This window comes from Stenotrophomonas maltophilia (assembly GCF_006974125.1).
Taxonomy (GTDB): domain Bacteria; phylum Pseudomonadota; class Gammaproteobacteria; order Xanthomonadales; family Xanthomonadaceae; genus Stenotrophomonas; species Stenotrophomonas maltophilia_O.
In genome coordinates, this window is sequence record NZ_CP037858.1 from 974,200 (window position 1) to 999,850 (window position 25,651).

24 protein-coding genes are annotated in these 25,651 nt (G+C 66.9%); 11 read left to right on the top strand and 13 right to left on the bottom strand.

Going from position 1 to position 25,651, the window contains the following annotated elements; all coding sequences use genetic code 11:
* Positions 1-7: 7 nt before the first annotated feature.
* A complete protein-coding gene (locus EZ304_RS04515; protein WP_099551868.1) occupies positions 8-1,018 on the bottom strand; it encodes an N-acetylornithine carbamoyltransferase in 1,011 nt (336 codons plus the stop codon).
* A 319-nt stretch (positions 1,019-1,337) separates the two neighbouring features.
* On the bottom strand, positions 1,338-1,901 hold the full coding sequence (locus tag EZ304_RS04520; RefSeq protein WP_185959240.1) for a hypothetical protein: 564 nt from the start codon (positions 1,899-1,901) through the stop codon (positions 1,338-1,340).
* A gap of 188 nt (positions 1,902-2,089) precedes the next feature.
* Here EZ304_RS04520 and cysS point away from each other — a divergent pair, with 188 nt between their 5' ends.
* The 3 genes from cysS to EZ304_RS04535 are packed head-to-tail and all read left to right on the top strand — an operon-like array spanning position 2,090 to position 5,217.
* Positions 2,090-3,466, top strand: a complete 1,377-nt coding sequence (cysS, locus tag EZ304_RS04525) for a cysteine--tRNA ligase (RefSeq protein ID WP_142806403.1) — start codon at positions 2,090-2,092, stop codon at positions 3,464-3,466.
* A 54-nt stretch (positions 3,467-3,520) separates the two neighbouring features.
* A complete protein-coding gene (locus tag EZ304_RS04530; RefSeq protein ID WP_005410372.1) occupies positions 3,521-3,973 on the top strand; it encodes a SufE family protein in 453 nt (150 codons plus the stop codon).
* Entirely contained in the window at positions 3,970-5,217 is a 1,248-nt protein-coding gene (locus tag EZ304_RS04535) for an MFS transporter (protein WP_099551871.1), read from the top strand. The genes EZ304_RS04530 and EZ304_RS04535 overlap by 4 nt, the downstream gene beginning before the upstream one ends.
* Before the next feature lie 628 nt (positions 5,218-5,845).
* On the opposite strand, the gene dksA is transcribed toward EZ304_RS04535, so the two are convergent.
* Positions 5,846-7,075 carry an RNA polymerase-binding protein DksA gene (gene dksA / locus EZ304_RS04540; RefSeq protein WP_142806404.1) on the bottom strand — a complete coding sequence of 410 codons (1,230 nt, stop codon included), beginning with the start codon at positions 7,073-7,075 and terminating at the stop codon, positions 5,846-5,848.
* A gap of 272 nt (positions 7,076-7,347) precedes the next feature.
* Here dksA and yidD point away from each other — a divergent pair, with 272 nt between their 5' ends.
* The 4 genes from yidD to EZ304_RS04560 all read left to right on the top strand — a co-directional run bounded on the left by yidD (position 7,348) and on the right by EZ304_RS04560 (position 11,410).
* Positions 7,348-7,602 (top strand): membrane protein insertion efficiency factor YidD, encoded by a 255-nt coding sequence (gene yidD, locus EZ304_RS04545; protein WP_005414016.1) that lies wholly within the window; start codon positions 7,348-7,350, stop codon positions 7,600-7,602.
* 1 nt (position 7,603) lies between these two features.
* Positions 7,604-8,950: a dihydroorotase gene (locus EZ304_RS04550; RefSeq protein ID WP_142806405.1), complete on the top strand. Its 1,347-nt coding sequence runs from the start codon at positions 7,604-7,606 to the stop codon at positions 8,948-8,950.
* Positions 8,950-9,798 (top strand): M23 family metallopeptidase, encoded by an 849-nt coding sequence (locus tag EZ304_RS04555; RefSeq protein WP_185959215.1) that lies wholly within the window; start codon positions 8,950-8,952, stop codon positions 9,796-9,798. Before EZ304_RS04550 ends, EZ304_RS04555 begins: the two co-directional genes overlap by 1 nt.
* Positions 9,799-10,753: 955 nt before the next feature.
* Positions 10,754-11,410: a hypothetical protein gene (locus EZ304_RS04560; RefSeq protein WP_142806407.1), complete on the top strand. Its 657-nt coding sequence runs from the start codon at positions 10,754-10,756 to the stop codon at positions 11,408-11,410.
* Positions 11,411-11,509: 99 nt separating this feature from the next.
* Here the strand turns inward: EZ304_RS04560 and EZ304_RS04565 are convergent, their stop codons facing one another.
* The 5 genes from EZ304_RS04565 to efp form a co-directional block, all read right to left on the bottom strand.
* Positions 11,510-12,214 (bottom strand): squalene/phytoene synthase family protein, encoded by a 705-nt coding sequence (locus EZ304_RS04565; RefSeq protein WP_134528709.1) that lies wholly within the window; start codon positions 12,212-12,214, stop codon positions 11,510-11,512.
* 11 nt (positions 12,215-12,225) lie between these two features.
* Complete coding sequence (locus EZ304_RS04570; RefSeq protein ID WP_142806408.1) at positions 12,226-12,921, bottom strand: phosphoglycolate phosphatase; 696 nt, start codon at positions 12,919-12,921, stop codon at positions 12,226-12,228.
* The gene (gene ubiG / locus EZ304_RS04575; RefSeq protein WP_099551877.1) at positions 12,918-13,634 is read right to left on the bottom strand and encodes a bifunctional 2-polyprenyl-6-hydroxyphenol methylase/3-demethylubiquinol 3-O-methyltransferase UbiG; all 717 of its coding nucleotides are present in this window, start codon (positions 13,632-13,634) and stop codon (positions 12,918-12,920) included. The genes EZ304_RS04570 and ubiG overlap by 4 nt, the downstream gene beginning before the upstream one ends.
* Before the next feature lie 25 nt (positions 13,635-13,659).
* Positions 13,660-15,003 (bottom strand): TRZ/ATZ family hydrolase, encoded by a 1,344-nt coding sequence (locus EZ304_RS04580; RefSeq protein WP_099551878.1) that lies wholly within the window; start codon positions 15,001-15,003, stop codon positions 13,660-13,662.
* Positions 15,004-15,209: 206 nt separating this feature from the next.
* Positions 15,210-15,776 carry an elongation factor P gene (gene efp / locus EZ304_RS04585; RefSeq protein WP_006457340.1) on the bottom strand — a complete coding sequence of 189 codons (567 nt, stop codon included), beginning with the start codon at positions 15,774-15,776 and terminating at the stop codon, positions 15,210-15,212.
* A 120-nt stretch (positions 15,777-15,896) separates the two neighbouring features.
* On the opposite strand from efp, the gene epmB reads away from it, so the two are divergent.
* Positions 15,897-16,913 carry an EF-P beta-lysylation protein EpmB gene (gene epmB / locus EZ304_RS04590; protein WP_185959216.1) on the top strand — a complete coding sequence of 339 codons (1,017 nt, stop codon included), beginning with the start codon at positions 15,897-15,899 and terminating at the stop codon, positions 16,911-16,913.
* Positions 16,914-16,987: 74 nt separating this feature from the next.
* On the opposite strand, the gene EZ304_RS04595 is transcribed toward epmB, so the two are convergent.
* The 3 genes from EZ304_RS04595 to EZ304_RS04605 are packed head-to-tail and all read right to left on the bottom strand — an operon-like array spanning position 16,988 to position 20,860.
* Positions 16,988-19,114: a putative bifunctional diguanylate cyclase/phosphodiesterase gene (locus EZ304_RS04595; RefSeq protein ID WP_099551880.1), complete on the bottom strand. Its 2,127-nt coding sequence runs from the start codon at positions 19,112-19,114 to the stop codon at positions 16,988-16,990.
* Entirely contained in the window at positions 19,111-20,043 is a 933-nt protein-coding gene (locus tag EZ304_RS04600; protein ID WP_142806410.1) for a phosphate/phosphite/phosphonate ABC transporter substrate-binding protein, read from the bottom strand. Before EZ304_RS04600 ends, EZ304_RS04595 begins: the two co-directional genes overlap by 4 nt.
* A gap of 46 nt (positions 20,044-20,089) precedes the next feature.
* A complete protein-coding gene (locus tag EZ304_RS04605; RefSeq protein WP_142806411.1) occupies positions 20,090-20,860 on the bottom strand; it encodes an RNA methyltransferase in 771 nt (256 codons plus the stop codon).
* A 120-nt stretch (positions 20,861-20,980) separates the two neighbouring features.
* Here EZ304_RS04605 and EZ304_RS04610 point away from each other — a divergent pair, with 120 nt between their 5' ends.
* Positions 20,981-21,808 (top strand): inositol monophosphatase family protein, encoded by an 828-nt coding sequence (locus tag EZ304_RS04610; protein WP_005417749.1) that lies wholly within the window; start codon positions 20,981-20,983, stop codon positions 21,806-21,808.
* A gap of 366 nt (positions 21,809-22,174) precedes the next feature.
* On the opposite strand, the gene EZ304_RS04615 is transcribed toward EZ304_RS04610, so the two are convergent.
* Together EZ304_RS04615 and htpX are read right to left on the bottom strand one after the other, a co-directional pair.
* Positions 22,175-22,630: a hypothetical protein gene (locus tag EZ304_RS04615; protein WP_142806412.1), complete on the bottom strand. Its 456-nt coding sequence runs from the start codon at positions 22,628-22,630 to the stop codon at positions 22,175-22,177.
* Between the two features lie 246 nt (positions 22,631-22,876).
* Positions 22,877-23,743 (bottom strand): protease HtpX, encoded by an 867-nt coding sequence (htpX, locus tag EZ304_RS04620; protein WP_142806413.1) that lies wholly within the window; start codon positions 23,741-23,743, stop codon positions 22,877-22,879.
* 93 nt (positions 23,744-23,836) lie between these two features.
* Between htpX and gluQRS the strand changes: the two genes are divergently transcribed.
* Both gluQRS and phbB read left to right on the top strand, forming a co-directional pair.
* On the top strand, positions 23,837-24,757 hold the full coding sequence (gene gluQRS, locus EZ304_RS04625) for a tRNA glutamyl-Q(34) synthetase GluQRS (protein WP_142806414.1): 921 nt from the start codon (positions 23,837-23,839) through the stop codon (positions 24,755-24,757).
* 17 nt (positions 24,758-24,774) lie between these two features.
* Positions 24,775-25,515, top strand: a complete 741-nt coding sequence (gene phbB, locus EZ304_RS04630; protein ID WP_111202896.1) for an acetoacetyl-CoA reductase — start codon at positions 24,775-24,777, stop codon at positions 25,513-25,515.
* The last annotated feature ends 136 nt before the right edge of the window (positions 25,516-25,651 follow it).

Genomic DNA, 25,651 nt, shown 5'->3' on the forward strand with positions numbered 1-25,651 from the left:
TTGGGAATCAGCGCCCGGCAACCGCGGCCATGATCGCCTTCTGCACGTGCAGGCGGTTCTCGGCTTCGTTGATGGCGATGCACTGCGGCGAATCCATCACCGCGTCGGTCGCCTTCACGTTGCGGCGCAGCGGCAGGCAGTGGCTGAACACACCGTTGTTGGTCAGCGCCATCTTCCGCTCGTCCACGATGAAGTGCTTGAACTGGTCGCGGATCGGCTTTTCCGGCTCCCAGTTGCCGAAGAACGGCAGCGCGCCCCAGCTCTTGGCGTAGACCACGTCGGCGCCGGCGTAGGCGCTGTCGATGTCATGGCTGATCTTCAGCGAACCGCCGCTCTCGGCCACGTTCTGCTCGGCCCAGCCCATGTAGCGGTCATCGAGGATGTAGTCGGCGGTCGGGCACAGCAGGGTCACGTCCATGCCCATGCGGGTGGCGATGGTCAGCGCCGAGTTGGCCACCGCAGTGTTCAACGGCTTGGGGTGGTAGGTCCAGGTCAGCACGTACTTCTTGCCGCGCAGGTCCTGGGTGCCGAAGTGCTCCTGCAGGGCCATGACGTGGGCCAGCTCCTGGCACGGATGGGTGATGGTCTCCATGTTGATGACCGGCACCGGCGAATACCTGGCGAAGCTGTTGAGGACGATGTCCTGGCGGTCGTAGGCCCAGTCGATGAACTTGGGGAACGCACGCACGGCGATGATGTCGCAGTAACGGCCCAGCACCTTGGCCACTTCAGCGATGTGCTCTTCGGTGTCGCCGTCCATCACCGTACCGAGGTTGAACTCGATCGGCCACGCATCCTTGCCCGGCTGCAGCACCACCGCGTGGGCACCGAGCTGGAACGCGCCCAGTTCGAAGCTGGTGCGGGTGCGCATGGACGGGTTGAAGAACACCAGCGCGATCGACTTGCCCTTGAGCTGGTCGCCGAGCTTGTTGCGCTTGAACAGCGCGGCCTGGGTCAGCAGCGCGTCAAGTTCGCTGCGGCTCCAGTCCTGGGTGTTCAGGAAGTGCTTGGGGGACATCATCTTTCCTTGCGTGGCGGCGCCGGGTTCGACGCAGTGGAAGGGAAAAGCAGGAACCAAAGGTGGATCGAAAAGGTTGCAGTTGCAGCTTTCAGAACGCGGAAACGAAAAAACCCAGCCGGCGGGCTGGGTTTTTTTCGGACGAACAGCAAAAAGCTCCGGTTACCCAGCGAGGATGTGGGGTTCCGGTCGACGCGCACGCGAGGTCATGCCCGACGCCTGTCGGGCTGCGCTGCTGTCGTGCTGGAAGTCGGTGAGCTTCATGGCCGACAATCTTTGCATGCGGCCGGAGCCGGCGCAAGGGGCCGGGGTCGCAGAATCAGGGATTGCCGGCTGCGCCCTGCTCGGGGCCGACCCAGGGGGTGATCGAGACCCGGATCTTGAGCCGGTTGCCGGGGTCTTCCGGCAGCCGCGAGCGGTACTTGGTGCCCTTGTAGACGTAGTCCACGTCGTAGGCGATGGGGCGGCGGAATTCACGCCCGACCGGCACGATGCGGCAGTCACGGGTCAGCATCGGGCCATTGTTGGCCGGCGCCGGGGTCGGCGTCTCGGTCGCGGCCTCCTCAGGGATCTCCTCGTCACTGCGCTTGAACATCGAGCGCACCGAATCCCAGAAGCGGCCGATCCGGCCCTTGTCCTCGACAGGCTCTTCGCCGGTCACGTTGACAGGGGCCAGGGTACGGGTCGAGATCGGCTCGCAGTGCTCCTCGGTGCGGGTCGCGCGCAGGGTCTGGAACACCGGCTCGACGTTCAGCACCTGCGCATAGTCGAACTTCACGTTCTCGACGATCACCACACGGTTGCGCGGCTCGGCGTCCTGCGCCTGGGCCACGGCAGCCGTCGCCGACAGGCAGGCCAGGGTCAGCAACACGGTGGATTTCAGTGGCGACGGGAGCAAGGACACGGCAATAGTGTAGGCAGTGACGAGCGCAAGGGGCTGAACATTACCCGTCCACGCCGCTCCTGCCCACCCCACCTTGGGTGAAGCCGGCGTCCACCGGTGGCAACCGGTGCACCCAAAGGGGGCCGACACGTTCTAAAATCACAGGCTTGTCCCCCAGCCACACCCCCATGACCCTGCGCCTGCACAACAACCTGACTCGCCAGCTCGAACCGTTCACCCCGCTCGATCCGGCCTGTCCGACCCTGTATGTGTGCGGCCCCACGGTCTACAACTACGTGCACATCGGCAACGCCCGTGGCCCGGTGGTGTTCGGGGTGCTGGCCGACCTGCTGCGGCGGCGTTTCGGCGCACTGCGCTACGCCCGCAACATCACCGACGTGGACGACAAGATCAACACCGCCGCGCGCGAGCAGGGGGTGCCGATCAGCACCATCACCGACAAGTTCGCCGCCGCCTACCGTGAAGACATGGCCGCGCTGGGCGTGGTGCCGCCGGACATCGAGCCGGAGGTGACCGCGCACATGCCGCAGATCATCACCATGATCGAGCAGCTGATCGCCAACTGCCATGCCTATGCCGCCGAGGGCCACGTGCTGTTCGCGGTGGCCAGCTTCGACGGCTACGGCAAGCTCTCGCGCCGTGACCCGGAAGAGATGCTGGCCGGCGCCCGCGTCGATGTCGCCCCCTACAAGCGCGATCCGGGCGATTTCGTGCTGTGGAAGCCGTCCACCGACGACCTGCCCGGCTGGGAATCGCCCTGGGGCCGTGGCCGCCCGGGCTGGCACATCGAATGCTCGGCGATGGCCGCCGCCCATCTGGGCGAGACCATCGACATCCATGCCGGCGGCGTCGACCTGCAGTTCCCGCACCACGAGAACGAGATCGCGCAGAGCGAATGCGCGCACGGCGGCAGGATCTTCGCCCGCTACTGGCTGCACAACGGCATGCTCAACTTCGGCGGCGCCAAGATGAGCAAGTCGCTGGGCAACATCGAGCGCGTGCATGACCTGGTGCGCCAGCATCCGCCGGAGGCACTGCGCCTGGCCCTGCTGTCGGCCCATTACCGGCAGCCGCTGGACTGGTCCGATGGCCTGATCGAGCAGTCGGTGCGCACCCTGGACCGCCTGTACGGCACCCTGCGGGAACTGGCGTCGATCGAAGCCAGCGCGGTGATCCCGGCCACCGTCGAGGCGACCCTGGATGACGACCTGAACACCCCGCAGGCGCTGGCCGAAGTGGCCCGCATTGCCGCCGACGCGCGTCGTGCCACCGATCCGGCCGAACAGGCGCGCCTGAAGGGCGAGCTGCTCGGTGCGGGCCTGGCACTGGGCCTGCTGCAGGCCGATCCGGCGCAGTGGTTCGGTACCGCCGCCGGCGATGATGGTGACGATTCGCGCATCCAGGGCCTGATCGACGAGCGCGCTGCGGCCAAGAAGGCGCGTGACTTTGCCCGTGCCGACGCCATCCGCGACCAGCTGGCCGCCGAAGGCATCGTGCTGGACGACACTCCGCAGGGCGTTCGCTGGTCGCGCAAGCGCGGCTGACCCGCCCTGCCCCGTGGCCGGCCTGCCGGCCACGCCCCCACTGTAGAGACTGTTGTGACCGACTCCCCGTTCCCGCTTGAACCCACCGCCGCCGAGGCCCAGACCGCCATCGCCGAGGAATTCGGCTTCTTCGGCGACTGGTCCGAGCGCTACCAGTACCTGATCGACCTCGGCCGCAAGCTGCCCGCCTTCCCGGACGAATGGAAGACCGAAGAGCACCGTCTGCTGGGCTGCCAGTCGATGGTCTGGATCGTGCCGGAAGGCAACGCGCAGTCACTGCGCTTCCACGCCATCAGTGATTCGGCCATCGTTTCCGGCCTGATCTTCCTGGCCCTGCGCGTGTACTCCGGGCGCTCGGCGCAGGAGATCCTGGATACCGAGCCCAGCTACATCCAGGACATCGGCCTGGCCCGTCACCTCTCACCCACCCGCAGCAACGGCGTGGCGGCGATGCTGGCGTTCATCCGCGAGACCGCGCAGGCCCAGCTGCAGCGCGACCCGTCGTGAGCGAGCCTGCCACAGCCGAAGACACCGCGCTGGGCCTGCTGTCCCGGCCCGGTTTCGCCAAGCTGCTGGCCTACCGCATCTTCGCGATGCTGTCCTACCAGGTGGTTGCGGTCACCGTCGGCTGGCACATCTACGAAGTCACCCGCAATCCGTTCTCGCTGGGCCTGGTGGGCCTGGCCGAGGTGCTGCCGTTCTTCTGCGTGGCCCCGTTCGCTGGCTATCTGGTCGATCACCTGCCACGGCGCCGGCTGGGCATGGTGGCCTGTTCCGGGCTGATCGCCACGGCGCTGGTGCTGACCGGCGTTGCCACGGGTTGGCTGCCGTTTGAAGGGGTATGGCCGATCTATGCGGCCATCGCCCTGACCGGCATGGTCCGTGCGTTCCTGTCGCCGATCTACAACGCACTGTTCGCCCGCGTGCTGGCGCGCGATCAGTTCGCGCGCGGTGCCGGGCTCGGCGCAGTGGTGTTCCAGGCCGGCATGGTCGCCGGCCCAGCGCTGGGCGGCGTGCTGGTCGGCTTCGGCGGCAAGGGCCTGTCCTATGCCGTGGCTACCGGCTTCGCACTGGTGGCGATGGCCTGCCTGGCCACGCTGAAAGTGGAAGAGCCTGTGCACACCGGTCCAGCTGCACCGATCTTCAAGAGCATCGCCGAGGGTGCGCGCTTCGTGGTCGGCAACCGGATCATGGTCGGTGCCATGGCGCTGGACATGTTCTCGGTGCTGCTGGGCGGCGTGGTGGCGATGCTGCCTGCGTTCCTGCACGAAATCCTGCACCACGGCCCGGAAGGCCTGGGCATCCTGCGCGCGATGCCGGCGCTGGGTTCGGTGTGCGTAGGCCTGTGGCTGGCCCGCCACCCACTGCACCGCAATGCCGGCCGCGTACTGCTGTTCGCGGTGGCCGGGTTCGGCCTGTGCGTGATCAGCTTCGGCCTGTCGCAGCACTTCTGGCTGTCGGCGCTGATCCTGCTGTTCTACGGGGCCTTCGACGGCGTCTCGGTGGTGATCCGCTCGACCATCCTGCAGCTGGCCACGCCGGAAGAGATGCGCGGTCGCGTGTCGTCGATCAACGGCATCTTCATCAGTTCGTCCAACGAGCTGGGCGCGTTCTATGCCGGCACGATGGCCAAGCTGCTCGGTCTGGTACCGGCAGTGGTGCTGGGTGGGTTCGCGGTGCTGAGCGTGGCCGGGATCACGGCGTGGAAGAACCCGACGCTGCGGAAACTGAATTTGCGTGATCTGCAATGACCCCGCGGAGAGCGCGTTCGGCGGCGCCAGGCGTTTGACTGGCCTCGTCACTTTCCCTAGATGAATGGGTTTGTCACTTTCTTTGCGCGCGCAAAGAAAGTAACCAAAGAAACGCGCCGCCATCTACGAGCCGGTGCTGCGCACCGGTGCCCTGTGCTCCTCGGTGAATCAGGGGACGGCGCCGAACTCGCTGCGCTCAAACAGCGGCACCTCTTCGCCCCTGATTCCCCTGCGGTGCTCGGCTCGCTACAAGGCGGTCCCAACAGCCGCGAGCACACGCACGACCGTTCCTGATAGAGCCAAGCCATGCTTGGCTGCTTTTGCTTTTGCTTTTGCTTTTGCTCTTCCTTGCCCTCCGGCTTCGGCCTGAGCCGAGCGTGGGCCCGGCTTTACAGCAACCGCGCGAGCAGGAAACCGTCGAGAGCCTGCGGGTGGGTCCGGGCAGGACCGTCCGCGGCATGGATGCCGCGGCCGAGCTTGCAGGGATGTACTTGCAGCGTGTCCTGCCCGGACCCACCCGCAGGCTCCACCCGATACCCCGAAGGCGCTGCTCTACACAGCCAACTCGAACCCAACAAAAAACCCGGCCGAGGCCGGGTTTTTCGCATGACCAGATAACAACCGGGAATCAGTCGCCCTGCTGCTTCTGCAGATGCTCCCAACGCTCCTGGGCGTCGATGGTGCGCTCGGCGGTCAGGCGCGCTTCCAGGCGCTCCAGGCCGATTTCTTCGCCGGTGTCGACGCAGTAGCCGTAGTCACCTGCTTCCAGGCGCTTGAGGGTGCTGTCGATCTTGCCGATCAGCTTGCGGTAGCGGTCGCGGGTACGCAGTTCCAGCGAGTTCTCGGTCTCGCGGGTCGCACGCTCGGCTTCGTCGCCGATGTCACGCACTTCCTCGCGCAGGTTCTCGATGGTCTGCTTGGACTCTTCCACCAGGTCCGCACGCCAGTTCTGCAGGCGCTGGCGGAAGTACTCCTGCTGCAGCGAGCTCATGTATTCCTCTTCCGAGGACGGCTTGTAGCCAGCCGGCAGGATCGGGCGGCCGGTGGCCTCGTCGGTCTTGTACTCGACCACCTTGTACTTGCTGCGCGGGGCCGGTGCCGCCGAGCGGGCGGCGACGGCCACGGCAACCTTGCCGACAGGGCGCGACACGGTCTTCGGGGCGGAATCGGATTTCACGGCGGTTTTGGCAGGCGATTTCGAAACGGGCACGGGATTCTTGGATTGCGGGGCCTTCGAAGCGGCAGGAGCGGCGGCCGGGGCCGGCTTGGAGGCCGGCTGGGCTGCTGCCACTGCCACGGTCTTGGCCGGGACAGGCTTGGCCGGAGCCGGCTTGGCAGCTGGCTTCGGTGCGGACTTCACTACTGGGACCGGGGTCGGCTTGACGGCCGGCGCGGCAACATTCTTGGCAACCTTCTTTACAGCGGCAGGCGTGGCAACCGGTTTAGCTGCAGCGACCTTCTTTGCCGCGGGCTTGGCGACCGGCTTGGCTGCAGCCTTCTTCACCACCGCCTTCGGCGCCGGCTTGGCTGCTGCCTTCTTCGCCACCGGCTTGGCGGCGGCCTTCTTCACCGGCGCGGCCTTGCTGGCGGTTTTCTTCACCACCGGCGCCTTCTTGCTGGCAGCGGCAGGCTTGGCCTTGGCGGGCGCAGCGGCCTTCTTCGCCACCGGCTTGGTTGCCTTGACCGGCGTTTTCTTTGCGGTGGCCTTCCTGGCCGCCGGTTGCGAGGACGCTGCCTTGGTCGCCGGCTTGCTGGCCGGTTTCCTGGCAACGGGCTTTGCCGCCAACTTCTTCACAACAGGCTTGGCGGTTTTCTTGGCGGCCGTTGCGGCCTTCTTTGCAGTTTTTTTAGCAGCCACGAAACGCTCTTCCTTGGATTCCCCGGGGCCCGGGAAAGCGGGCCTTTATAGCCTACCCGACCCGCAGCAGCAACCTCAGCGACCCTGCTCCATTCAGTCCTGGAGCCAAGCCAGCCAAGGGGCGGTCCGACGAACACGGACCGCCTTGCGCGGTACGGAACCTGGCCAGCACCCGAGAGTGCTGGTACCGGTCGCAGGCCATCGGCGACATGCGACCAACGGCCCATCCTGCACAAATGCGGCCTTCATGCCAACTGGCATAAGATGACTGGGTGATCTCGCGCCTGCTCATCGCCCTGCTGCGCTTCTACAAGCGCTTCATCAGCCCCTTGCTGGGGCCACGCTGCCGTTTCGTGCCGAGCTGTTCTGAATACGCGATGGAAGCCATCTCGCGGCACGGACCGCTGCGCGGCAGCTGGCTGGCTGCGCGCCGGCTCGGTCGCTGCCACCCGTTCCATCCCGGCGGCTTCGACCCCGTGCCCGAGTCTCCCAACGCCCCCTCTTGCCGTTGCACAGGAAAACACTGACATGTCCTCCACCCTCATCACCAACGCCCGCATGGTCAACGAAGGCCGCACCTTCGACGGCGACCTACGCATCGAGAACGGCCGCATCGCGCAGATCGGCAGTGGGCTGGCGCCGCGCGACGGCGAGCAGGTGGTGGACGCGGCCGGACGCTGGCTGCTGCCCGGCATGATCGATGACCAGGTGCACTTCCGCGAACCGGGCCTGACCCACAAGGGCGACATCGCCAGCGAGTCGGCGGCGGCCGTGGCCGGTGGCCTGACCAGCTTCATGGACATGCCCAACACCAACCCGCCGACGCTGGATTCGACCATCCTGGAGGCCAAGTACGAGCTCGCGCGCGGCCGCGCCTGGGCCAACTACGGCTTCTACCACGGTGCCAGCAATGACAACCTGGACGCGATCCGCGCCCTGGACCCGAAGAAGGCCCCGGGCGTGAAGGTGTTCATGGGTGCCTCCACCGGCAACATGCTGGTCGACAACCCGGAAACGCTGGATGCGATCTTCCGCGAATGCCCGACCCCGATCATCACGCACTGCGAAGACACGCCGATGATCGATGCCAACCTGAAGGCCTTCCAGGAAAAGTACGGCGACGCGCTGACCCCGGACATGCACCCGGACATCCGCTCGCGCGAGGCCTGCATCAAGTCCACCCGCCTGGCGATGTCGCTGGCGCGCAAGCACGGCACCCGCCTGCACGTGCTGCACATCTCCACCGCCGATGAGCTGGCGCTGTTCGAGAAGGGCCCGCTGATCCGTGCCGACGGCAGCCGCAAGCAGATCACCGCCGAGACCTGCGTGCACTTCCTGCACTTCGCGCGCCCGGATTACGCGACCAAGGGCAACCTGATCAAATGCAACCCGGCGATCAAGGAAGTGTCCGACCGCGAAGCGATCACCGCCGCGCTGGCCGACGACGTGCTGGACGTGCTGGCCACCGACCACGCGCCGCACACCTGGGAAGAGAAGCAGAAGCCCTACGCGCAGGCGCCGTCGGGTCTGCCGCTGGTGCAGTACGCACTGGTGGCCGCGTTGGAGCGCGTGCACGAAGGCAAGCTGACCCGCGAACAGGTGGTGCAGAAATTCGCACACGCGCCGGCACAGCTGTTCGACGTGGAAGAGCGCGGCTTCCTGCGCGAAGGCTACTTCGCCGACCTGGTGCTGGTGGAAGACGTGCCGTTCACCGTCAAGCGCGAGGACGTACTTTCCAAGTGTGGTTGGTCGCCGTTTGAAGGCACCACCTTCCGTTCGCGCGTGGCCTCGACCTGGGTCAACGGCCAGCTGGTGTGGGACGGCAGCACGCTGGTGGGCCAGCCCGCTGGCCAGCGCATGACCTACGACCGCTGATGCGTCCGGCTCTGATGATCGGGGCGCTGCTGTTGGCCGCGCCCCTGCTCAGCGTACCGGCGGCGCAGGCCCAGGATGGCATCGGCAGCCTGATCGACAGCCGCGTGGTATTCCCGGCCAGCGCGTCGCAGGGCGCGCTGGTGATCGGCAAGGTGCCCGCCGGCAGCCGCGTGCAGTACGCCGGCCGCCAGCTGCGGGTGAGCAGCTACGGCAGCGTGGTGTTCGGCATCGGCCGCGACGAAAAGGGTCCGCTGCGCGTACAGGTGCAACGCCCCGACGGTGGCAGCGAGACCGCCACCATCACCGTGACCCCGCGCGACTGGCCCACCGAGCGCGTCAACGGCGTGCCCCCGAAGACGGTCAATCCGCCGCCGGCCATTGCCGAACGGATCAAGCGCGAACAGGCGCAGGTGACCGCCGCGCGTGCCCGCGATGATGACCGCACCGACTTCACCCAGACCTTCATCTGGCCGGTGCAGGGCCGCATCAGCGGCCGCTTCGGCAATGCGCGCGTGTACAACGGCCAGCCCGGTGCCGGCCATTCCGGCATGGATATCGCGGTGCCGACCGGCACTCCGGTGAAGGCACCGGCCGCCGGCATCGTCACCTTCGCCGGCCCGGACCTGTACCTGACCGGCGGCACGCTGCTGCTCGACCACGGGTTCGGGGTCAGTTCCAACTTCCTGCACCTGTCGCGCATCGACGTGAAGGTGGGTGACCGTGTCGAGCAGGGCCAGGTGATTGCGGCGGTCGGCGCCACCGGCCGCGCCACCGGCCCGCACCTGCACTGGGGCATGAACTGGTTCGACACCCGCATCGACCCGCTGCTGGTACTGGAGCGGAAGTAACGCGCGTGTGGTTTCGCCGGGCATGGCCCGGCGCTCGCCGGTCAACGCGCTCGGTAGCGCCGGGCCATTCCCGGCGGACAAGGAAACAAGGAACGTTGCATGCCCGCCCCGGGTGATATCTACACTGTCCACAACGCACGCCTGCAGGCGTTCGTCGCCTACCAGCTGACCCATCAGGACGATCGCGAAGGCGGCTTCGCCATCCTGACCCTGGACTGGACCGGCACCACCCTGCCCGACCCGGCCGCCGTGGCGGCGATGCAGCCCGCGCGCTTCGACTACCTGCACCAGGACAACGCCCTGGACCATCTGTGGGTGGGCAGGCGCGTGCCGCGCGATTTCCAGCATATGGGCTGGCGCGCGCCGCTGGTCGGCAGCGCACCCGACAGCTACGGCACCTGGCCGGACGGCTCGGAAGTGGAACGGCAACGCCATTGGAATGCGCAGGACGCGGCGGCCGTGCAGGCCTTCAAGACCGCCGCGCGCGCGCCCGAAAACCACACGGTGCTGCCGGAACGCGGCCAGTACCCGGTACGCCGCAGTGCCACGCGGCTGGATGGCCAGGCCATGAACCTGGCGCCTTCGCTGGCCCTGTTTGATGCCCTGCCCCTGCTCACCCGGCTGGATATCGCCGAACCGGTGCCCGACCTGCTGCCGTGGCTGCGCACGCGGCCGCTGATCCATTCCCTGGAGATCAGCGGCCAGTACGCACCCGCGCTGGACCTGCGCGGTACCGGGCTGCTGCAACTGGTCATTGATGTCACCGGCCTGCGCAGCCTGCACCTCAATGCCAGTCTGTCCCGGCTCACCCTGCAGGGTTCGATCAGCCCCGACCTGGTCATCCACGGCGAGGACGACGGACGCTGGCTGACCGTGATCAGCAGCGACGCCGGCCTGCCGTGGTCCGGTCTGCCGCAGCTGGGCGAACTACAGTTGCGCGAGGTGCGCGAGGTGGATGCCAGCCGCATCGCCGCGCGTTTCCCGCAGCTGCGGGCGCTGCGAATCGCCGGCGCCCCCCTGCGTGCTGCAGGGCCTGCAGCACCTGGGCGATCTACGGCAGCTGCATACGCTCAGCGCCAGCGATGTATTTCCAGCGGAGGACGCCGTGTTTCCCGCACCGGAGTGCTGGCCCAGCCTCTGCCGGCTGTGGCTGCACAGCCTGCCGGCCGCGCTCGGCACTGCCATCCGCAAGGCGTACAAGGGCGAGGTGGCGAAAGGCCTGGATCTGGACGTAGGACAACTGCGCAAGCCCGAATGGCTGGCCGCCAACCTCGACAATCCCTTCCGCGACTGGGAGGGCGGCACGCATATCAGTACTGCGCAGGCGAAAAAGGCAGCCGCGCTGTATCGCAACGCCTGCACCGATGCCCTGAAGCTGGACACCGGCGGCGGCGATGCCGCGGAACTGACCGCAGCCCTGGCGCAGATCGGCCGCGCCTACACCGAGGGCTTCAACGCACTGGACCGCCGCAGCGGCTTCATCGAAACCGAGGAACGCGAGCAGATCTACACGGCGTGGATGGGCATCGTCGATGCAGTGGATGCGCGAAGTGAAATCGCGTTGGACCGCGAGGTACTGCGCGCTGCAATGAATGAGGCCAGGACGTTCTGAGACGCCAGAGGGCGGTAGTGCCGGCCGCTGGCCGGCAACCGCATGAATTCTGCAGTGCCCGAGCTGCCGGCCAGCGGCCGGCACTACCAGGCAGTTGAATCAACCGCGGGCGGCCCACCACACGCGCAGCAAGGTGCGCACCGGTGTCGCTTCAATCGGCTTGCCTGCAGCCTGCGCGGCCACGCGGGCGCGGGCCAGGCTGGACCAGATACGGCGCGGGCGCGGACCGGATACGCGGCTGCCCCACCCCTTCAACAGGTACTGCGCCCAGCGCTGCGCGGCCGTGCTGGAATCCTCATCCAACAGGCTGCGCGGCACACCGGCCACGCCGGCATCCTGCAGGCGCTGGGCCAGGGTCTGCAGCTGCACCGCGCGACCGGCGCCGGTGCGCGGCCTGTCGTTGAACAGCGCCGCTTCCACCGTGGCAACCGCGTCGGCGTAGTTGGCCAACGCGCGCTCGGCGCTGGCCGCATCCAGTGCGACGGTGCGCGCTTCAACCAGATCCGGCAGCGCCTCGGCCAGCTGCGCCCACGGCGCACGCACTGGCTCCAGCAGGCGGCCCAACGGGTGACGCGACCGGTGCGCAGCCCAGCTGCGCAGCTCCTCGCCCCACCAGGCCAGCTTGGCATCGGCTGGCATCGGGTCGCCACTGGTGTTGAGCATGTCGTCGAATTCCTGCAGCAGCGCGAACCACGCCACTGCAAGCTCGCGTTGCGATTCGGCCACGAACGGGGCGGCCACCGACCATTCCGGCCAGCGGCTGCGCCACTTGTCGAGGAAACTGTCCAGCGCGGTACTGCTCACTACGTCATTCCTTACGGCTGGGCCGGGGTTGCCGGCCGGGTCGGCCAGAGGCTGGCCAGTTGCAGAAGTTCGGCGTTCTCGACCAGCACGTCGGCCTGCCACGCCAGCGGGTCGTCACTGTGCAGGCGGTAACCCCACAGCGCCGCGACCGACGGCATGGCCGCAGCCCGCGCAGCAATGATGTCGCGCTCGTCGTCGCCCACGTACACGCAGTCTTCGGCGGCAACGGCAATCGCCTGCGCGGCGTGCAGCAGGGGCAGCGGATGCGGCTTGCGCTCGGCAAGGCTGTCACCGCCCACCAGTACCGCACAGCGCTGCTGCCAGCCATGCTGCGGCAGGATCAGGCGCGCCAGGTACTCGGGCTTGTTGGTGACGATGCCCCACACGGTACCGGCGTCATCCAGTGCAGCAAGCATGTCTGCAACGCCATCGAACAGTACCGCGTGCTGGCCGATCAACGCCTCGTAGCGCTGCAGGAACTCCGGAATCAGCGCATCACGCGCCGCCGTGTCCAGTTCGGGGAAGGCTGCCGAGACCATCGCACGCGAGCCCTTCGACACCACCGGGCGCAACAACGCCGGATCGATCGGTGCACGACCACGCTCGGCCAGCATCGCATCGCAGGTGGCGACGAAGTCCGGCGCACTGTCCAGCAGCGTGCCGTCCAGGTCGAACAGCACCGCACGCGGGAAACCGGTGGAGGTCATGCCGGCTTGACCGCGTAGGCGAGGTAGTTGATGTCGGTGCGGCTGCTCAGGCGGGCGTGGTTGCGCCACGGCTCGTAGGCCATGCCGCTGACATCCACCAGCTGCATGTCGGCCTCGCGCAGCCAGCGCGCCAGCTCGGCCGGCTTGATGAATTCCTGGTAGTGATGGGTGCCCTTGGGCAGCAGCCGCGCCACGTACTCGGCGCCGACAATCGCCACCGCGAAGGCGGCAGCGGTGCGGTTGATGGTCGACAGGAACAGGTGACCGCCCGGCTTCAGCAGGCGCTTGCAGGCCTCGATGATCGCGCCCGGATCCGGCACGTGCTCGAGCATTTCCATGCAGGTGACCACATCGAAACTGCCCGGCTGCTCGGCAGCCAGGTCCTCTGCAGCCTGGACGCGATATTCGACCTTGGCACCGCTTTCCAGCGCGTGCAGGCGTGCGACCTTGACCAGTTCCGGGGCCAGGTCGATGGCGGTGACGTCGGCACCGGACTGCGCCAGCGCCTCGCTCAGCAGGCCGCCACCGCAGCCGATATCCAGCACGCGCGCACCGCGCAGCGGCACGCGGTCAGCCACGTACTTCAGCCGCACCGGGTTCAGCGCATGCAGCGGCTTCTGTGGGCCGTCAGCGTCCCACCAGCGGTTGGCCAACGCGGCGAACTTGTCCAGCTCGGCCTGATCGAAATTGGAGGATGCGTGGGGGGCAGTCATGGGGAAGTCCTTGCAGCGCCGGGGTTCAGGCGCGGATATGACGGATACGCTCGCGCCACTGGCGCGCGTTGGCGATGATGCCCGGCAGGTCCATGCCGACCAGCTCGCGCTGCACCAGCTTCGGCTTGCCGGCGATCCAGACGTCGCTGACCTGCTGGCGGCCGGTGGCGTACACCAGCTGTGACAGCACGTTGTGCAGCGGCTGGGTTTCCAGCGCCGACAGGTCAACGCAGACCAGGTCGGCCTGCTTGCCGACTTCGATCGAACCGATGCGCTCGCCGAAGCCCAGTGCGCGGGCGCCGCCCAGGGTGGAGGCGCGCAGCGTGGTGGCCGCGTCCAGCGCGGTGGCATCGTCGGCCACGGCCTTGGCCAGGATCGCCGCGGTGCGGTTCTCGCTGAACATGTCCAGGTCGTTGTTGCTGGCGCAGCCATCGGTGCCGATCGCCAGGTTCACGCCGGCACGCTGCAGGGCGCAGGCCGGGCAGAAACCGGAGGCCAGCTTCAGGTTCGATTCCGGGCAATGCACCACGCTGACGCCGCGTTCGGCGCACAGGTGGATTTCCGCGTCGGTCAGCTGGGTCATGTGCACCGCGATCAGGCGGTCGTTGACCAGGCCGAGCCGATCCAGCCGCGCCAGTGGGCGCTGGCCGTGCAGCTTGATCGAATCGGTGATTTCCTGCGCGGTCTCGTGGGTGTGCAGGTGGACCTGCATGTCGAGCTGGTCGGACAACATCCGCACCCGCTCGAAGTTGGCATCGTTGACCGTATATGGCGCGTGCGGCGCGAACGCAGTACCGATCAGCGGGTCGGTTCGCCACTGGTCATGCAGTTCACCGGCCTTGGCGAAGTACTCGTCGTCGGTCTTGGCCCAGGCGGTGGGGAAATCGATGATGACCGCGCCGACCAGCGCGCGGAAACCGTGCTTTTTGTAGACCGCAGCCTGCACGTCGCCGAAGAAGTAGTTCTCGTTGGCGCAGGTGGTGCCGCCGCGCAGCATCTCGGCGATGGCCAGGGTGGTGCCGTCGGCGACGAATTCGGGGCCGATCACCGCCGCTTCCACCGGCCAGATGTGCTGCTGCAGCCAGGTCATCAGCGGCAGGTCGTCGGCGACGCCGCGCAGCAGGGTCATCGGATTGTGCGTGTGCGCGTTGACCAGGCCCGGCATCAGCGCCGCCTCGGGCCGGCTGACCACCTGCGCGGCGCGGAAGCGCGCACGCGCCTCGGCACGCGGCAGGATGGCAACGATCTCGCTGCCACGCACGGCAACGGCATGGTCTTCCAGCACCACCGCATGCGGCTCGATCGGAACGACATAACCGGCTTCGATGAGCAGGTCGCAGGCTTCGGGGAGGTGCGGGCTATCGCTCATGCTGGCTCACTGGCTGGGGGGCGGCGAGATACTTCTGGGGGACACGCCCCTGAGTCAGGGGCTGCCGCGAAGCGGCGGGGTCTGGAGACTCGTGAAGCGGGACCCATGATCTGCCGAAGCAGATCATGGGAGCGCCAGCGCGAATGCGATGGCGCGTATCCGAGCATGGCTCGGCTCTACAGTAAGGTTGGCCTATGGCCGGAACCTTACTTGACGCGTGCGGAGTACTCGCCCGAACGGGTATCAACCTTGATGATTTCATCCTGGTTGACGAACAGCGGCACGCGGACCACGGCGCCGGTTTCCAGGGTGGCCGGCTTGCCGCCACCACCCGAGGTGTCGCCACGGACGCCCGGATCGGTTTCGGTGATCTTCAGCTCGACGAAGTTCGGCGGCTGCACGAAGATCGGCTCACCGTTCCACAGGGTGACCACGCAGGACTCTTCGCCCTTCAGCCACTTCTCGGCGCCGCCCATGCCGGCCTTGGTGGCCTGGACCTGCTCGAAGGATTCCGGGTCCATGAAGTGCCAGTACTCGCCATCGCTGTACATGAAGTTCATGTCGGTATCGACGACGTCGGCTGCATCCAGCGAGTCGGTCGACTTCATGGTCACTTCCTGGGTGCGGCCGTCCTTGATCAGGCGGTACTTCACGCGGGTGAAGGCCTGGCCCTTGCCCGGCTTGACGTATTCGGTGTCGATGATGACGGCCGGTTGGTTGTTGACCAGGATCTTCATCCCGTTCTTGACGTCGTTCATGCCGTAGCTGGCCATGCGTAAACTCCTGAGTGGCAAAAACGCCGCGGGTGCGGCGAGCCGTTAGAATGGAAAGCCCACCGGATGCCGGTGGGCGACTGTTTTTCTGCCCCCATGATAACCGCAGGCCCCCTCTCCATGCAGCTTTCCGCCTTCCCCCGGCCCCAGTCGCCAGGCGCGCCCGCGCGCTGGCAGCAGCTCTGGCGCCAGGCACTGCGCGACCCGCAGGCCCTGCTGGCCCGGCTGCAGCTGGACCCGGCTGCGCTGGGCGTCTCGGACGCGGCCATGGCCCAGTTCGCGCTGCGCGTGCCGGAGGGGTTCGTGGCCCGCATGCGCAAGGGCGATCCGGCCGATCCGCTGCTGCGGCAGGTGCTGCCGATCGACGAGGAAATGCGTCCCGCGCCCGGGTTCAGCTTCGATGCGGTGGGCGATGGCGCGGCCAAGAAGGCCACCGGCGTCATCCAGAAGTACCGAGGCCGCGCCCTGCTGGTCGCCACCGGCAGCTGCGCGATCAACTGCCGCTACTGCTTCCGCCGCCACTTCGACTATGGCGCGGAAAACGCCGCCAAGGGCGGCTGGCAAGAGGCCGTAGCCGCCATCGCGGCCGATCCGGACATCGACGAGGTGATCCTGTCCGGCGGCGACCCGCTGTCGCTGGCCACGCACAAGCTGGTCGAGCTGACCGACGCCCTGCGCGCGATCCCGCATATCCGCCGCCTGCGCATCCATACCCGGCTGCCGATCGTGCTGCCAGAGCGCGTGGACGATGAACTGGTCTCCTGGCTGGGCAGCCTGCCGTGGCCGCTGGCGATCGTGGTCCACGCCAACCATGCCAATGAATTCGACGCCAGCGTGGACGCGGCGATGGCCCGCCTGCGCGGCATCGGCGCCCAGCTGCTGAACCAGGCGGTGCTGCTGCGCGGGGTCAACGACAGCGTGCAGGCCCTGCAGAACCTGAGCGAGCGCAGTTTCGCCGCCGGCGTGCTGCCCTACTACCTGCACCAGCTGGACCGGGTCGAAGGCGTGGCCCACTTCGAGGTGGACGACACCCGGGCCAAGGCACTGATTGCAGGCCTGACCGCGCAGCTGTCCGGCTATCTGATCCCGAAGCTGGTGCGCGAACTGCCCGGCGACCCGAGCAAGCGCCCGCTGTAACAAGAAAGGGGACGGAGGGAATTAAGTCGCTTATGCATTTGCGACTTAATTCCCTCCGTCCCCTTTTTTTGGGGTCAGAGGCCCGATTCGATCATCCGCACCACTTCGGTGGCGGTGACCGGGTGACTCAGCCAGTAGCCCTGCCCCAGATCGCAGCCGCGCTGCGCCAGCAGTTCAAACTGCGCCTGCTGCTCGATGCCCTCGGCCACCACCGTGATGCCCAGCGCGTGGGCCATGGCGATGATCGCCGTGGTCAGCGCGAGGTCATCGGGATCACGCTGCATGTCGGCCACGAAACTCTTGTCGATCTTCACGCCGTCCACCGGCACCTGGCGCAGGTGGCTCAGGCCGGAGAAGCCGGTGCCGAAATCGTCCAGCCAGACCTTCACGCCGGTGCGATGCAGCTTGTCCAGCAGCTGCGCGGCGACCATCTCGTCACCGATCACCGCGGTCTCGGTCAGCTCCAGGTGCAGGCGCGACGCTGGCAGCCCGGATTCATGCAGGCATTGCGCGACCAGCGCCGGCAGTTCACCGCCGCGCAGCTGCCGCGGTGACACATTGACCGATACGAACAGGTCGTCGCCTGCCACGCCACGCGGCCATTGCGAGGCCTCCATGCAGGCCGCACGCAGCACCTTCGGGCCGATGATCTCGATCAACCCGCTCTGCTCGGCCACTTCGATGAACACCGACGGCGGAATCGTGCCCAGGGTCGGATGCTGCCAGCGCAGCAGCACTTCGACGCCGACCATGCGACGGTCGCGCATGCGGAAGATCGGCTGGTAGGCCAGGCGCAGTTCCCCGCGCTCCCAGGCCCCGCGCAGCTCCTGCTCCATGTGCACACGACGCTCGACCGCATGGTCCATCGCCCGGCTGTAGTAGCGGTAGCAGTTCTTGCCCGCCATCTTCGCCTGGTACATGGCGATGTCGCCGTTCTTCAGCAGCGTCGTCGCGTCGGCCGCATCATCGGGGAACAAGGTCACGCCGATCGAGGTACCGAGGAACAGCTCCCGGCCCTGCACCACCAGCGGCCTGCCCAGCTCACGCACCAGCACCTCGGCCAGCAGCCGCGCGTTGGCGGCCACGTCACCGTCGCCGACCAGAATCACGAATTCATCGCCACCGAAGCGGGCCAGCAGGGCCTCGTCACCGCCCGCTTCCGCGACCGCGCGACCGATGCGCTGTGCGAACTGCAGCAACGCCTCGTCACCGGCCTCATGGCCAAGCGTGTCGTTGACCCGCTTGAAATCGTCGATGTCGGCGAACAGCAGTCCCAACCGATGATTGGCGGCACGCGCCGCCATCAGCCGATGGTCCAGCGCTTCGCGGAACGCCAGCCGGTTGGTCAGCCCGGTCAATGCATCGGTGTAGGCCATGTGCCGCACTTCGCGGTCATGGCGGGCGATCGCATCGCGCATGCGGGCGAAGCCGCGCACCAGCTCACCCACTTCATCGTCACGGGTGTTCTCGGCCAGCGGTGTCTGATAGTCCCCCGCCTCGATGCGACGCGCGGCCGCGGCCAGGTCGCGGATCGGCGCGACCAGCGTGCGCTGCACGTACAGGATCACCACCACGCCAATCACCACCAGCAACCCCAGCATCAGCAGCAACCATCCCAGGTGGCGGCTGCCGACCAGCTGCAGGCGCTCGCCAAGGGTGGCATTGGCCGCCTGTTCGCGTTGCTGCACCTCGTCCAGCGCCATCCCGACGCGGACGCCGCCGATGCGCTGGTTGCCGACCATGATCGGCATCGTGTTGTCCAGCACCTTCGGCGATTCCTGCACCAGCAATGCCTGCGCCGCCGCAGCCTTGGGCGCCAGGGGATCGGCCATCGGCTGGCCGAATCCCGGGACCTCGACCGAGCCGTCGTGCACCAGCCGGCCACGCTCGTCGAACACCAGTACATAACGCACCACTGGCTGCCGCGCCGTGCTGCGCACCAGTACGCCGACCTGGTCCAGGTCGCGGTAATACAGCGGGTTGGCCAGCGCATCGGACAACTCGCGCGCCATCGCCTCGCCGCGGCTGCGCACGCTGCGGTCGAACAATTCATGGATGACGCCACCGCTGAGGGTGCGCACCTCGCTCTGCATCGCCGTCTGGCGCCCCAGCAGCACCGCCAGGATCGCGACCACCACGACCATCGCTCCGCCCATCGCCAGCAGGAACCGGGCCTGCATCCCCGAGCCGAGCCACTTCATTCCACTTCCATCCGCACGCGCGTCAATCCTTGTTTCAATTCATCCAACCGCTGCTGCGCATGCGCATCGACACGGTGGAAACCGGAAGTGCCAAAAAACCGATGCAACGCGCCCTGCGCCTGCGGGTCGCTGGCTGCCTGCAGCAGGACTTCCTGCAGGCGATCACGCACCCGGGCATCGAGGTCGGCGCGGACCATCTCCACCGCACGCGGGTACGGTTCGGTACGCAGCAGTTCGCGGAAATCGCGCCGGAATGCGGCCGGCACCCGCCGCTCGTCATTCCAGTCCACGCTGCTCACCGCCCCCACATCCGCCATCCCCTTGTGCACGTACGTCGCGATGTTCAACTCGCTGCGCGCGAACACATACCCCACGCTGTCACGCCCTGGCACGTCCCAGACCCCGGCCAGGATCTGTGGCGACAGGCCATGGTTCAGCAGGGTCATCACCGGCACCAGGTAGGCGCTGGTGGAAGCCGTGTTCTGCAGGGCCAGGCGATGGCCGCGCAGATCCTGCACCCGCTGGATGGGACTGTCGCTGCGCACGAAGAACACCGTCTGGTACTCGCGCACCCCGTTGCGTTCGGTCAGCAGCAAGGGGCGAGCGCCGCTGCGCTGGCCCAACGCCACTGCCGTACCGGAGGTTTCCGTGACCCAGTCGACCCGTCCCCGCCGCAGATAGCTCGCCATCTGCTGCGGGTCGCGGGCCATCAGTATCCGCCCCTCCTGGATGCCGACGTCATGCATGCGAGCCACAACGTAGTCCAGCAGGGGTTGCAGCTGCTCGTAGTGGGCCTTGGGGTCATCGCTGATCCGGCCCAGCACCAGCACCGGATCCGGTGCTGCATGCACGGCTCCGGCCAGCAGGACCATGGCCAGGCTCAGCAGTCCCCCCTGCATTGCCTTTCGCAGACCCGACACAGACGTCATCCCCCCTGGGTATCCAGACAGACTACCCGAAAAAATGAGAACGCCGTCAGCTGTCCTTGCTACCGGCCTGTGCCAGACGCGCCATGCGCTGGGTGTCGGCGAGGATGCCGCGCAGCAGGCGCACTTCCTGCTCGCTCGGTTCGCTGCGCAGGAACAGGCGGCGCAGCTTGCGCATCGCCGATTCCGGGGCACGCCCCTTGTGGAAATCGATCTCGTCCAGGGTGTCGGAAAGCTGGGCGAAGAAGCTCTCCATCTGCTCATGGCTGGCCGCCTGCTCGCGGAAGCTGGGTTCGGTTTCTGCAACCGGCTGCGCCCCAAGCAGTTGCATGCGCGTTTCGTACGCCAGCACCTGCACCGCGGCGGCCAGGTTGAGCGAGCTGAACTCCGGGTCGGACGGAATATGCACCGCTGCATGGCAGAGCTGCAGTTCCTCGTTGGTCAGGCCGGTGCGCTCGCGGCCGAATACCAGTGCCACCTCGGCACCTTCGCCCGCCTTGGCCACCGCACGGGCGGCAGCATCGGCCGGCAGGTATTCCTCCAGCTGGACGCGGCGGGCACGGGCCGTGCAGCCCAGTACCAGGCGACAGTCAGCCACAGCCTCGGCCAGGGTAGCCACCACCGGGGCGTCCCCCAACACGTCTTCGGCACCGGCCGAACGGCGGAAGGCCTCTTCGTCGAGCGGTTTTTCGGGGGCGACCAGCACCAGGCGGGCCAGGCCCATGGTCTTCAGGGCGCGGGCGGTAGCCCCCATGTTGCCGGGGTGCTGGGTACCGACCAGGACGAATCGGAGGCGGGTGGCGGCAGGAAACTGGGACATGAACAGGGAAAAGGTCGAGCTGGACGATGACCAATGGTAAACTGTGCGGCCGGCCACTGCGCCGGACCCGCTCTTTTCCCCCGCCAGTCCATCTCTTCTGCCTTTCCGGGAGCCCACGCCATGCAGAAACCCGCCGTCACCGTCATGGTCAAGGCCGCCCGCCTCGCCGGCAACGTCCTGTTGCGCAACATCAACAAGCTCGAGGCACTGAACGTGGTGCAGAAGGGCCGGATGGACTACGCCAGCGAAGTGGATGCGGACGCGGAAAAGGTCATCGTCAAGGAACTCAAGCGCGCCTACCCGGACTACGGCATCTTCGGTGAAGAAGGTGGCGTGCAGGGCGAGCGCCGCCAGATGTGGGTCATCGACCCGCTGGATGGCACCAGCAACTACCTGCGCGGCGTGCCGCACTACTGCGTGTCGATCGCCCTGGTCGAGAACGGCGAGCCGACCGATGCGGTCATCTTCGACCCGCTGCGCAATGAACTGTTCACCGCCAGCCGGGGCGCTGGTGCCGTGCTGAACGACCGCCGCATCCGCGTGGCCGACCGCAAGGACCTGGAAGGCACCATGATCCACACCGGCTTCGCCCCGCGCGAGCGCAGCCGCGCCAGCGCCCAGCTGAAGGCGGTCGACGCCCTGCTGGTGCACGGCGAGGACATCCGCCGCACCGGTTCGGCCGCGCTGGACCTGGCCTACGTGGCCTGCGGCCGTGCCGACGCCTACTTCGAGGCCGGTGTGAAGGCGTGGGACATCGCCGCCGGCCTGCTGCTGGTCCGCGAAGCGGGCGGCAAGGTCTGCGACTTCAAGGGCGCCACCCTGGGCCGCATGGACAACCGCGGCCCGGAGACCCACCAGATCGTGGCCGGCAACCTGAAGGTGGCCGAGTCGCTGCAGAAGGTGCTGGTGAACACTGGCTACGCGGCGGAGTTCGACGCGAAGTTCTGAGGTTCCGTGTAAAGCGGTTCATGGAGACGGCACCTGCGAAGGTGCCGTTTTCGTTTGCGCGCCGGCGAGAGTCACTTCCACGACCGCGGAGGGGTGTCACTTTCTTTGCGCGCAAAGAAAGTAACCAAAGAAACGCTCCGCCGGGGCGCGAGCCGACGTGCTGCGCACGCCGGTACCCTGCGCTCCTCGGCCCGTCGAGGGACGGTGGGGGAACTCGCTGCGCTCAGACACCCGCACCTCTTCGCCCTCGCCGGACCTGCGGTGCTCGGCTCGCTCAAGGCGGACCCAAGGTCAAATGCCACAGCTGCACCCAGTAGGTCCACGCCACGCGTGGATGCTGTTGCCAGCCATTTTCATCACGAAGGCTCAGCGTTTAAGGCGTTGCTCGATGAACGACCTGATGTCGGACCCTTCTTTGCTTACTCGAAGACAAGCCAGCGCAGCAAATGGATTGAACGGCACCTTCGATTCCATCTCATGACCAACCAACATGGGCTCGGGCACGCCATTCTCGTTCAGTTCGACACACGACCATTCGCCACCGAAGCGGTGCCTGACAACCTCACCTAGATATCGAGCGCTCGAGTACTGCATCAGCTCTTCTTCCTCGCCAGCTTCTTCCAGAAGTGCGATGAGCCTGTAGAGCGTGAGATCGAGCCCCTCCCAGCCATGCTCGGGATCAGGAAGTGCGGCATGCCCCCGTCTTTCGAGCGCATCGCTGAACATCTCCAGCTCGGTCACCGTATGCTCATTGAATTCCTCAAGGAACTCAGCCTTGAGGTCATCGAACGTCTCATTGTCTCCTTGATTCACGTCGGGCATTCCCATTCGCTCTGCGAAGCAACTCCCGACTAAGCCAGATCCTCGTTTGCGGTTCAATACACACGGACAGGCACCTCACCCGATCCCTTGCAGTGCAAGGGGACAATGGATCCAAGTACGACATTCCAGCCGGGCAAGAAGTGCCAATTGCGACAAAAACCAAGAGCACATCTACACGGCGACGGATTCAAAAAAAAACGCCCGGCGCGGGGCCGGGCGTTCCTGCACTACCGTGGAAGCGGAGGCTTACGCCACCGTCGACGCCCGCAGCGCGGCGATGCGCTCTTCCAGCGGCGGGTGGCTCATGAACAGCTTCTTCGCGGTCGAACCAGCAATACCGAAGGCGGCAATCTGGGTCGGCAGCGTGCTCTGGCCGTGGTTGAGCTGCAGGCGCTCCAGCGCGGCGATCATCTTCTGGCGACCGGCCAGCGAGGCACCGCCAGCGTCGGCGCGGAACTCGCGGTGGCGCGAGAACCACATCGAGATCATGGTGGCGAACAGACCGAACACCATCTCCAGCACGAACACGATGATGTAGTAGGCAAAGCCGCGGCCGCCGCCTTCGCGGTTGCCCGACAGCGCGCTGTCGATGATGCCGCCGACCACGCGGGCCAGCACGATCACGAAGGTGTTCAGCACGCCCTGCAACAGCGCCATGGTGATCATGTCACCGTTGGCGACGTGGGCGATCTCGTGGCCCAGCACCGCTTCGGCCTCATCCTCGCTCATGTTGTGCAGCAGGCCGGTGGACACCGCCACGAGCGCATTGTTGCGGTTGGCGCCGGTGGCGAAGGCATTGATCTCCGGACCTTCGTACACGGCCGCTTCGGGCATGCCGATGCCGGCCGCCTTGGCCTGGCGCTCGACGGTGGCCAGCAGCCAGCGTTCGGTCTGGTTGCGCGGCTCGGTGATCACCACCGCGCCGGTGGAACGCTTGGCCATCCACTTGGACAGCAGCAGCGAGATGAGGGAGCCACCAAAACCAAAGATCGCGGCCATGACCAGCAGGCCGCTCATCTGGTTCGAATTGACCCTCAGCAACGACATCACGATGCTGGCGAGGATCAGGACCGCGAAATTGGTCGCCAGGAACAGGGCAATGCGGGTAAACATGGGAAAATCCGGCTCGGAAGGGGTCGATACCGGTCAATTTGCGGTGTGGTCAGCTTGAATTCAAGCGCCAACCTGACCGACGATTCAGCCAGCATGACCTCCCCCATTCCCTGCGGCCGCTTCGCGCCCTCGCCGACCGGCCTGCTCCACCCCGGATCCCTGCTCGCCGCCTTCGGCAGCTGGCTGCTCGCGCGCCATCACGGCGGCCTGTGGCGGCTGCGCATCGAAGACGTCGACCCACCGCGCACCGTTCCCGGCGCCGCCGAGTCACAACTACAGGCGCTGGCAGCGTTCGGGCTGGCCCACGATGGTGCGATCCTCTGGCAGAGCGCGCGCGGCGAGGCCTACCAGGCCGCCCTGGACGTGCTGCTGGCCAGCGACCAGGCCTTTGTCTGCCATTGCAGCCGCAGCGACCTGGCTGCCAGCAGTGGCATCCACCATCGTTGCGTCGCCCGTCAACCCCGGCCGGACCCCGCCGTCCGCTTCCGTGTTCCACCCGGCAGCATCGTGCGCTTCACCGATGGCCTGCGTGGACCGCAGCAGCAGGACGTGCATGCCGAGGTCGGCGACTTCGTGCTGCGCCGTGCGGATGGCTGCTGGGCCTACCAGCTGGCTGTCGTGGTCGATGACGCCGCACAGGGCGTGACCGAGGTGGTACGTGGTGCCGACCTGCTCGACTCTACAGCGCGGCAGATCCTGCTGCAGCAGGCATTGGGGCTGGCGGTGCCGCACTACTGGCACCTGCCGCTGCTGTTGGATGCGCCGGGCCACAAACTATCCAAGTCGCTGGCGGCACTGGCGGTGGACAGTTCGCGCCCACTGCCGGTGCTGCGCCAGCTCTGGCAGCTGCTCGGCCAGGCACCCGGGGCACTGGAACCTGCGCACGATCTGGACACGCTGTTGGCGGCCGCCCGGCAGGCCTTCGACCCAGCACTACTGCCACGTACCGACATCCTGCTGCCACCCGGCGCACTTTCTGCGCCGATGTTGCAGAATCACCCCTCCCCCACCTGATTTCCGGACAGCATTCCATGACATCTCGCGTCGCACTGGTCACCGGCGGAACCGGCGGCATCGGCACCGCCATCTGCCAGCGCCTGGCCGACCAGGGCCACCGGGTCGCCACCAATTACCGCGACGAGGCCAAGGCCCGCGCCTGGCAGCAGGCGATGGCCGAACGCGGTTACAGCGTGTCGATCTTCCCGGGTGATGTCTCTGATCCGGACAGTGCCGAAGCACTGGTGCGTGCAGTCGAGGCCGAACTGGGCCCGGTCGAGATCCTGGTCAACAACGCCGGCATCACCCGCGACACCACCTTCCATCGCATGCGCGCGGACCAGTGGCACGATGTGATCAACACCAACCTCAACTCGGTGTTCAACGTCACCCGCCCGGTCATCGAGGGCATGCGCCGGCGGGGCTGGGGCCGGGTCATCCAGATCAGCTCGATCAACGGCCTGAAGGGCCAGTACGGCCAGGCCAACTACGCGGCCGCGAAGGCCGGCATGCATGGCTTCACCATCTCGCTGGCCCGCGAGAACGCCGGCTTCGGCATTACCGTCAACACCATTTCGCCCGGCTACGTGGCCACCGACATGGTGATGGCGGTGCCGGAAGAAGTGCGCGCCAAGATCGTCGCCGACATTCCCACCGGGCGCCTCGGCAAGCCGGAGGAAATCGCTTACGGGGTGTCCTTCCTGGTGGCGGAGGAAGCCTCGTGGATCACCGGCAGCAACCTGGACATCAATGGCGGCCACCATATGGGTTGGTAAGCCGCGCCAGCGGCCACAGCGGCGCACACCCGCCGCCCCTGCCGATGGTCATGCTGCGCAGCACGCAAACCCTTGTTGCGCAACATGATCCCCCGTGAAAGCCAAGCCTGGCGGGGGCTGAGGCGGTTGCAACGGC